Below are 8,232 nucleotides of genomic sequence, written 5' to 3'. Positions count from 1 at the left end.
GTCCAAGCTCGCCCGCTGGTTCGGGCCCGGCACCCGCATGCACCGCTGGGGCGACTGGATCCACGTGAAGTGCAAGGCGCATCCGAACTGGATGGCCGGCACGCACGCCGTCAGCGCGTTGGTGGGTGTGCCGCCGTTCATGGCGACGAGCGTGCTGGCCGGGCTCGCGGGCATGTCCACGGTGATGTTCGTGGCGACCGGTCTGGTGGGCCGCTTCGCGAGGTTCAGCTTCCTCGCGGCCTCACCGGCCATGGTCATGGCCTGGTTCTAGCTGAACAGGATCGACGCCGTCACCGAGAAGGCGATCAGCAGAGCAGCGACGGTGACTCGGGCTGAAGCAGGCACGTGTCCGAAGTTATCGAGCCTTCGCCGATGAAAGCCAGGCGCAAACGGGTGAGGGCCGAATGATCTGACTCTCACCCGCCTGTTTCACGCCCGATTATTCAAGAGTGAGAACGCCATCGGGCAAACCGGGGACGTCGAACGAATGCCACATCGGACGCCAGTCGGGCAGCTCCAGCATCCGCTTCAGGTCGGCGAACCCGCTGAGCCAACCCATCCACGACCCGTAGGACGGGTTGCCGGCGTCGAACCCGCTCTGCACGAACGTCAGCCGCGTCTTGCCCTCCGAGCCCTTGAGCTCCCAGGACGCCACCATCCCGTGCGGGAACTCCAGCTTGAAGTGCTCGGAGTCGAGCGCGACGATCTTCGCCGGGGACTCGTCGGTCTCGAGGCTTCCCATCGTCCACCGGCCGCCGACGTACGGCTCGATCTCCATCCGGGTCCCGAACCACCGCGCGAACGCGTCGGGATCCGTGAGTGCGTCGATGATGGCCTGGGGGGTCGCCGCGATGTCGGTCTCGAACCGCTGCTCTGGCGTCGTGAAGTCGCAGAACCCGAACACCGGCCTGCCTTCGAGGTGCTCGACCAGGTTCGCCAGCGTCAGCGCCCAGAACGTCTGCACGATCTCCTTGCGCTCGTCGCCCATGGCCTCGCCCCACGACGGGTACGGGGACTGCGTCATCGCGATCAGCGTCTCGCCGTCGCGTTGCTCGATCCCCAGCGTGACCGTGTACTCCTCGTCGAACAGGAACCACGAGAAGCTCACCGACGTGTCGTCGGCGCTCAGAAGCTTCTGCCGGCCACGCTCACCGTCCGGCGTGTAGCGGCCCCAGAACTCGAACGTCCCCTGGTCGAGGTCGACCGCGGCGTGCTCGGCCAGCCACGTCCGCAGGCCCTCCGCAGAAGTCAGGGCCTCGTAGATCCGAGCCGTGGGCGCGGTCGTGCGAACGCGGACAACTCCGGTGCTCATCGGTTGTCTCCCTTCGGGTAGCAGGCGAGCGCGATGCGGAACGCATCCCCTTCCGCGCCGCCGTATCGGGTGAAGAGGTCCTGCAACGTCGTCTGCAGCTCGCTGAGGAACTGCGCACGGTCTTCCGGCCGGACGCGGATCTCGCCGGACACGCCCACCGACGGCAGTTCGGAGTCGCGGTTCAGCGCCGCCACGTCGACCTGGATCTGCTCGGCCAGGTCGACGAGGTGCCCCAGCGCCAGTTCGTCGCGCGACCCGATCCGGCCGACCAGTCGCGGCGACAGCCAGTACGACCGCGCCACGGCCTGGTAGAGGCCTTCCTGGACGCCGCGCACCTTGCGTTCGGCGACCTGAGTGGCCAGACCGGCCTTGACCAGCTGTTTCACGTGGTAGTGCACGCGTTGCGGCGTCTGGTCGAGCACCTCGGCGACCTCGGTGCACGAGCGCGGCGCGGCGAGCTGCCGCAGCACCTCCACGCGCTGCGGCTTGAGCAGGGTCTCGGCCTGCTCCATCCGGTCCAGATAGATCACGTCTCTCATCGCAAAAACAACTTTGAACGTTCAAAACTATTTTGTCAATCGCGCGGACAACTATGGACTGACAGATATTGAAATCTGTCAGTCCATCGGGCAAGGTGGAAGTCACCGAAGACGAAGGGGTTCGAAATGCAGAAGCGTCAGCTCGGAGCCACCGGCCCTGTTGTGTCCGCGATCGGCTTGGGCTGCATGGGCATGTCCAACGCGTACGGCCCGGCCGACCGCGACGAGAGCATCGCGACCATCCGCGCGGCGATGGACGCCGGCGTCACGTTGCTCGACACCGGTGACTTCTACGGCATGGGGCACAACGAGATGCTCATCGGCGAGGCCATCAGGGGTCGCCGCGACGAGGTGCAGCTCAGCGTCAAGTTCGGCGGCATGCGCGACCACGCAGGCGCGTTCCTCGGGTTCGACGGACGGCCCGCCGCCGTGGCCAACTTCCTGGCCTACTCGTTGCAGCGGCTGGGCACCGACCACATCGACGTCTACCGGCCCGCGCGGCTCGACCCGAACGTGCCGATCGAGGACACCATCGGCGCCATCGCCGACCAGATCGAGAAGGGCCTCGTGGGCCACATCGGCCTGAGCGAGGTGGGTGCGGAGACCATCCGCCGCGCCCACGCCGTCCACCCGATCGCCGACCTGCAGATCGAGTACGGCCTGCTGGAGCGCGGTGTGGAGCGGGAGATCCTGCAGGTCACCCGTGAGCTCGGCATCAGCATCACGGCGTACGGGGTGCTGTCGCGCGGCCTGATCTCCTCCACACCGGTGGAGATCGGCAAGAACGACTGGCGCGGCCACACGCCGAGGTTCCAGGGCGACAACCTCGCCCAGAACCGCGCGCTGGTCGAGAAGCTCGGCGAGATCGCGAAGAACAAGGGCGTGACGGTCGCTCAGCTCGCGATCGCGTGGGTCGCGGCGCGCGGCGAGGACGTGGTGCCTCTCGTCGGCACGACCAAGCGTGCGAGGCTGAGCGAGGCCATCGGTGCCGTCGACGTGACGTTCACCGAGCGGGAATTGCAGGAGATCGAGGCCGTTGTTCCTGTTGGGGCCGCTGCGGGCACGCGGTACGCCGCGGAGCAGATGGCCATGCTGGACAGCGAGAGGTGAGCGACGTGGCGGAGGCGTTGACCGGGGAGGCGATCCTCGCGGCGACCGAAGAGGTGCTGCGCAGGTACGGGCCCGCCAAGGCGACGGTGGTCGACGTCGCGAAGGCGCTCGGGGTCAGCCACGGCAGCGTCTACCGCCACTTCCCGACGAAGGCCGCGTTGCGCGAGGCCGTGACGCGGCGCTGGCTCGACGCGATTCACGTCGAGATGGAGTCGGTGCTCGACGAGAACGCGAGCGCCGCCGACAACCTGCGGGCCTGGTTGCAGCACCTGTTCGACAGGAAACGGCGCTCCCACACCGAGGAACCGGAGCTGTTCGCGACGTTCCGCGTGCTGGTGAGCGAGAGCTGCACCATCCCCGACTACCACGTCGAACATCTGGTGGGTCAGGTCGCGCGCATCATCCGCGCGGGAGTGGATACCCAGGAGTTCGTGACCGATGACGTGAACGCGACGGCGAAGGCGGTGTGGGACGCGACCGACATGTTCCACCACCCGGCCCACGCCCAGGAGTGGGGGGATCCTCACATTCAGGACGCTTTCGACGCCGTCGTCTCACTGCTCGTCGCCGGACTGCGGTACAACCGAATCCCGAGTGCCGCAGGCGATGCTTGAGGGTCACGGAGGTGAGCGGTGCCGCCTGACGAGTGGATCGATCTGCTGGGAGCGCCAGAACGGCGTCCTGACCCAGTCGACTGGGACGCGGTCAAAGCACGTGCGGGCACGGCGTTGCCCAGCGACTTCGTGCATCTCGCCGAGGCCTATCCGCCGCTGATCGTCGGCGGTTACGTGCGGATCCTGCACCCGACGGCGCGGGCCGCGTTCATGAACTGGATGACGCAGGCGCCCAAGATGCTGCGTGCGCTGCGCCGTCAGCCAGGTCTGCGGGTGCACCCGGACTCGCCCGGTCTGCTGCCCTGGGGCATGACCGTGAACGGCGACCACTGCCTCTGGTACACCCGCGGCGAGCCGGACGAGTGGACCGTCGTGATCACCGATCTGCGGCAGAGCTGGTCGTTCGACGGCAGCTTCTCGAGTTTCACCAGGAAGTTCCTGACCGGCGAGATCCGCGTGCCGCTGTTTCCGGACGACGTCCCCGGCGGCTCCAAACCGTTCCAGGAGCCCTAGCCGGGGACGCCGTCCCTCCTCCGACCCCCCGGTCAGCTTGCGGCGGCGGTCACCAGTGCGTTGCCGCTGCCCGTGCGGCCCGTGACGTTCAACGTGGCGTCGCCGAGCGGCTCGGACGAGACGTCGAAGTCGCTGCGGGCGTTGCCGGACGTCGACACCAGGTCGATGCGGGCGAGTGTGCCCTGACGGATGCCGACGCGGATGTTGCCGGACCCGGTGCCCAGCTGGATCTCGCCGGACGCGGCGTCGGCCACGGTCAGGTCGCCGCTGCCGGTGCGCACCTGGACGTTGCCGTGCACGGCACCCAGCCACACGTCACCCGTGCCGGTGATCAGCGTGGACGTGCCGCCGACCGACGACACCTCGACGTCACCGCTGCCGGTCTTGGCCTTGAGCGAGGCGAGCATCGTGCCGAGGCGGACCGTGCCCGCGCCCGAGTTGACCTTGGCCTCGCCGGTCGCGCGGTCCGCGGAGACGGTGCCCGTGCCGGTGTTCAGGTCGAGCCGGCCCGCACCGCCCGTGACGATGACGTCAGCCGCGCCGGTCCGTGACGTCACGTGTGACCCCACGGGTGCCGTCACGACGACGGAGAGCGGCATCGCGCGCAATGGCAGCGCCTTCGACGACTCGATGCGCAAACGGTTGCCCAGCAGTTCGACGCGGGCCTCGCGCACGGCCTCCTCGGGGCCTGCCGGAGCGTTCGTCTTGTCCGGGCCGAACTGGCCGCTGACCCAGCTCAGCACGCTGGACAAGCCCTCGGTCCACGAGTTGCCAGCGGTCGGGTCGTGCCGCACCTCGACGTGCACGCCCGGATCGTCGACCAGGTGCACCTGCACGCGGCCGCTGACCAGCGAGATGTCGATCTCGGCGATGCCCGCGAACTCGAAGCTCTGCTGCCGCACGACGCCTGCCGGTCCGGTTTCCTCGGTCATCCCAGTCACCCCTGCACCCATCCGCGGACACGCGAGCCGGAGCCCGTGTTGCCCTGCCACCCCTTGTGTCCGTGATGCTTGTGCTTGCCGTGCACCGCGCCCCCGACGGCCTGCTGGATGAACGAGTTCAGCGACACGCCCTGAGCGGCCGCGGCGGCCTCGGCCTTCGACTTGAGCTCGTTGATCATGCGCAGGGTGATGCGGCTGATGTCACCTGTGGCGTCACCGAGCGGCACCTCCTGATGCGGAGCGGGTTCCGGCTCCGGCTCGGCGGAGCCCGTGACGACCACCTGGACGTCCCGGCCGGCCAGGCGAACCTCCACGACCTGGCCTTCCAGGGAGGCGGTGACCTCCGCGGCCAGGTCCGACAGTGCGTTCATGATTGCCAGTCGCGCGGCTGGCTCGAGCGCTGCGGACAACGCGGCGGCCGTTCGACGGGTGTTGTCGTCCCCCGCTGAGGCGGCCGTCGCCAGGTCCTCGCGCAGTGACGCGATGTACGGCGACAGATCCATGACACCACTATGACGTCACATCTGGCGTCGCGCAACTGTCAGATAGTGTCTCGAGGCATGCCGAGAGTGCGTTTGGTGGCTAAGACCGAGTTCATCCCGCCGGACGACGTGCCGTGGACGACCGACGCGGACGGCGGCGCCGCGCTCGTCGAGTTCGCCGGCCGGGCCTGCTACCAGTCGTGGGACCGCTCGAACCCCATGACGAACACCAACGCGACGTTCCTGCACCACCTGCTCGACGTGGGCCACCTCGCCGCGTTCGAGCACGGCAGCGCGACGCTGTACCTGACCGAGCTGCCCCGGTCGCTCACCCACGAGCTGATCCGGCACCGGCACTTCTCGTACTCGCAGCTGTCCCAGCGCACCGACCCGACCGATGTCGTCGAGCCGTCGCTGATCGCCCAGGACCCCGAGCTGCACGCGCGGTTCGTCGCGGCCACCGAGGCGAGTCTCAAGGTGTACGAGGACCTGGTGCAGAGCCTGGAGAAGACCGTCAACGGGCGGCGCGCGCGTGAGGTCGCGCGGTCCGTGCTGCCCAACGCCACGGGCACCGAGATCGTCGTCACGGGCAACTACCGGTCGTGGCGGCACTTCATCGCGATGCGCGCGACCGAGCACATCAACGTCGAACTGCGCGAGCTGGCCGTGGCGTGCCTGCGCGAGCTGACCAAGGCGGCGCCCAACGCGTTCGCGGACTTCGTCATCTCGACACTCCCGGACGGCACAGAAGTTGCTTCAAGCCCACTGGTGGTTGAAGGCTGACGCCCATGAAGCGGCTCATCGTGGACGTCCGCCCTGGCGAGTACGCCGTCACGCGCCTGGCGCCGGACGCTCCGGTCCCCTCGGGGCTGCTCGACCTGACCGACGCGCTGGTGTCGGTGACCAGGACGCCGGACGAGATGTCGATCATCGCGCCCTCGTCGTTCGACCTGCCGGCGGACAACGCCGAGAAGGGCTGGCGGCTGCTCACCGTGCGCGGGCCGCTGGAGTTCACCCTCACCGGCATCATGGCCGCGCTGGCAGGGGAGTTGGCTGCGGCCGGCGTCTCGCTGTTCGCGCTGTCCACATACGACACGGACCACCTGCTCGTGAAGCACACGGACCTCGGTCGCGCTGTGCTGGCGTTGCGTGCCGCAGGTCACGAACTGGTTGTAGCGCCGGAAGTCTAGGAACCGATCCCCCAGTTGCACGGTCTGAAGTACCGTTCAACGCCCCGGTTCATCGGTCGTAGGAGCGCACGTTGCACGGACAGGCAGTCGAACCGCGCGTCATCGCGGGCAGGTACGCCCTGGTAGCGGAGCTCGGCCGCGGTGGCATGGGCATCGTGTGGCGTGCGCAGGACCGCCACATCGGACGCTTCGTCGCGATCAAGGAACTGCACCTGCCGGACGGCATCGCTCACGAGGAACGCCGTGTGCTCGAAGAGCGCGCTCTGCGTGAGGCGCGCACCGCCGGCAAGCTCAACGACCCGTCCATCGTGACGGTGTACGACGCCATCAACGAGAACGGCACGACGTACATCATCATGGAGCTGGTCGAGGCGGCGACGCTGTCGACGTTGATCAGCGCCCACGGCCCGATGCCGCCGAACCAGGTCGTCTCGATCGCACTGCAGGCGTTGACGGCGCTGGAGAGCGCGCACCAGGCCGGGATCGTGCACCGCGACGTCAAGCCCGGCAACCTGATGGTCCGCCCGGACGGCAAGCTCAAGCTCACCGACTTCGGCATCGCCCAGGCCGTCGACGACCCGCGCCTCACGACCAGCGGCAGCCTCATCGGCTCGCCCGCGTACATGGCGCCGGAACGCATCCACGGCCACGAGGCGGGCCCGGCGTCCGACCTGTGGGCGTTGGGCGCGACCCTCTGCTACGCCGTCGAGGGCTGGAGCCCGTTCGAGCGCTCCTCCACGGCCTCGACGCTGCACGCGATCATGAGCGAGACGCCGCGGCTGACGCGTGCGACGGGCGTGCTCGGTGCCGTGATCACCGGTCTGCTCATCGCCGACCCGAACGCGCGGCTGTCCGGTCCGCAGGCCCGCGCCATGCTCGGCAGCATCGGCAACCAGCCGACGCCGCCCACCGGAATTCCACCGGCTCAGACCCAGCAGTACCAGCAGGCGCCTGCCGTCGACCCGGCGAAGAAGAAGCGCAATCGCATCATCGCGTTGGTCGGCGCGGTTGCTATCGCCGCGTTGGCGTTCACGGGCGGTATCTACACGCACAGCTGGTTCACGTCGCCCACCGGCAGCAGCAGCGCCGCGCTGACGTACGGCGAAGGCGGCGAGATCCCGGTCTTCGGCCTCTCCGAGAACGTGTGCGGCAACGGCCAGGTCGCTCCCACCAAACAGCTCGACTCGGACACCCGCGAGGAGTGCGACAAGCCGCACGACTTCGAGGTGTTCGACGTGACCGAGACGCTGCCGGTGCAGTCGAGCCTGCCCGACGCGACCTATCCCGGCGTCGAGGTGCTGAAGACGTTCGGCGTCTCCCGCTGCGAGCTGACGCTGAAGTCGGCGTGGATCAAGGACGGCGCCAAGCTCAAGCTGTCGACGCTCGTCCCCACGGACACCGCGTGGAAGAAGGACAAGAACGACAACGCGCAGCGCCGCATCTACTGCGTTGCGAGCAAAAAGGACGGCAGTCAGCTGAATACGACCATCAGCGCGAAGAAGGACAACTAGGGCCTGTATCGAAGTCCGGG

The 8,232-nt window shown here is 68.2% G+C and carries 10 protein-coding genes and 1 pseudogene; 7 read left to right on the top strand and 4 right to left on the bottom strand.

Annotated features, from left to right (window positions below):
* Positions 1-271, top strand: a pseudogene (locus UK23_RS53465) (hypothetical protein); the annotation flags it as partial.
* Between the two features lie 168 nt (positions 272-439).
* Here the strand turns inward: UK23_RS53465 and UK23_RS46935 are convergent.
* Both UK23_RS46935 and UK23_RS46930 read right to left on the bottom strand, forming a co-directional pair.
* The gene (locus UK23_RS46935) at positions 440-1,312 is read right to left on the bottom strand and encodes an SRPBCC family protein (RefSeq protein WP_045318358.1); all 873 of its coding nucleotides are present in this window, start codon (positions 1,310-1,312) and stop codon (positions 440-442) included.
* Positions 1,309-1,851, bottom strand: coding sequence for a winged helix-turn-helix domain-containing protein (locus tag UK23_RS46930; protein ID WP_045318357.1), 543 nt, complete (start codon positions 1,849-1,851; stop codon positions 1,309-1,311). Before UK23_RS46930 ends, UK23_RS46935 begins: the two co-directional genes overlap by 4 nt.
* Before the next feature lie 126 nt (positions 1,852-1,977).
* Here UK23_RS46930 and UK23_RS46925 point away from each other — a divergent pair, with 126 nt between their 5' ends.
* The 3 genes from UK23_RS46925 to UK23_RS46915 are packed head-to-tail and all read left to right on the top strand — an operon-like array spanning position 1,978 to position 4,088.
* On the top strand, positions 1,978-2,961 hold the full coding sequence (locus tag UK23_RS46925) for an aldo/keto reductase (RefSeq protein ID WP_045318356.1): 984 nt from the start codon (positions 1,978-1,980) through the stop codon (positions 2,959-2,961).
* A 5-nt stretch (positions 2,962-2,966) separates the two neighbouring features.
* Positions 2,967-3,575, top strand: a complete 609-nt coding sequence (locus UK23_RS46920; RefSeq protein ID WP_196778194.1) for a TetR family transcriptional regulator — start codon at positions 2,967-2,969, stop codon at positions 3,573-3,575.
* Between the two features lie 18 nt (positions 3,576-3,593).
* The gene (locus UK23_RS46915; RefSeq protein WP_045318354.1) at positions 3,594-4,088 is read left to right on the top strand and encodes a hypothetical protein; all 495 of its coding nucleotides are present in this window, start codon (positions 3,594-3,596) and stop codon (positions 4,086-4,088) included.
* Between the two features lie 32 nt (positions 4,089-4,120).
* Here UK23_RS46915 and UK23_RS46910 read toward each other — a convergent pair whose 3' ends face one another.
* Both UK23_RS46910 and UK23_RS46905 read right to left on the bottom strand, forming a co-directional pair.
* Entirely contained in the window at positions 4,121-5,020 is a 900-nt protein-coding gene (locus tag UK23_RS46910) for a DUF4097 family beta strand repeat-containing protein (protein ID WP_045318353.1), read from the bottom strand.
* 5 nt (positions 5,021-5,025) lie between these two features.
* Positions 5,026-5,532: a toxin-antitoxin system HicB family antitoxin gene (locus UK23_RS46905; RefSeq protein ID WP_045318352.1), complete on the bottom strand. Its 507-nt coding sequence runs from the start codon at positions 5,530-5,532 to the stop codon at positions 5,026-5,028.
* A gap of 57 nt (positions 5,533-5,589) precedes the next feature.
* On the opposite strand from UK23_RS46905, the gene thyX reads away from it, so the two are divergent.
* The 3 genes from thyX to UK23_RS46890 all read left to right on the top strand — a co-directional run bounded on the left by thyX (position 5,590) and on the right by UK23_RS46890 (position 8,212).
* A complete protein-coding gene (gene thyX / locus UK23_RS46900) occupies positions 5,590-6,294 on the top strand; it encodes an FAD-dependent thymidylate synthase (protein WP_045318351.1) in 705 nt (234 codons plus the stop codon).
* Positions 6,295-6,299: 5 nt separating this feature from the next.
* Positions 6,300-6,701, top strand: a complete 402-nt coding sequence (locus UK23_RS46895) for an ACT domain-containing protein (RefSeq protein ID WP_045318350.1) — start codon at positions 6,300-6,302, stop codon at positions 6,699-6,701.
* A 71-nt stretch (positions 6,702-6,772) separates the two neighbouring features.
* Positions 6,773-8,212, top strand: coding sequence for a serine/threonine-protein kinase (locus tag UK23_RS46890; RefSeq protein WP_045318349.1), 1,440 nt, complete (start codon positions 6,773-6,775; stop codon positions 8,210-8,212).
* Positions 8,213-8,232 lie beyond the last annotated feature (20 nt).

The organism is Lentzea aerocolonigenes (assembly GCF_000955955.1).
GTDB classification, from domain to species: domain Bacteria; phylum Actinomycetota; class Actinomycetes; order Mycobacteriales; family Pseudonocardiaceae; genus Lentzea; species Lentzea aerocolonigenes_A.
The sequence above is the reverse complement of the archived record's forward strand: the minus strand, read 5'-3'. Positions and strand labels throughout refer to the sequence as shown.

Coding starts and splice junctions, on each gene's coding strand:
- UK23_RS46905 (WP_045318352.1), bottom strand. CDS start 5,532: ATGGATCTGTCGCCGTACATCGCGTCACTGCGCGAGGACCTGGCGACG.
- UK23_RS46910 (WP_045318353.1), bottom strand. CDS start 5,020: ATGACCGAGGAAACCGGACCGGCAGGCGTCGTGCGGCAGCAGAGCTTC.
- UK23_RS46925 (WP_045318356.1), top strand. CDS start 1,978: ATGCAGAAGCGTCAGCTCGGAGCCACCGGCCCTGTTGTGTCCGCGATC.
- UK23_RS46895 (WP_045318350.1), top strand. CDS start 6,300: ATGAAGCGGCTCATCGTGGACGTCCGCCCTGGCGAGTACGCCGTCACG.
- UK23_RS46930 (WP_045318357.1), bottom strand. CDS start 1,851: ATGAGAGACGTGATCTATCTGGACCGGATGGAGCAGGCCGAGACCCTG.
- thyX (WP_045318351.1), top strand. CDS start 5,590: ATGCCGAGAGTGCGTTTGGTGGCTAAGACCGAGTTCATCCCGCCGGAC.
- UK23_RS46935 (WP_045318358.1), bottom strand. CDS start 1,312: ATGAGCACCGGAGTTGTCCGCGTTCGCACGACCGCGCCCACGGCTCGG.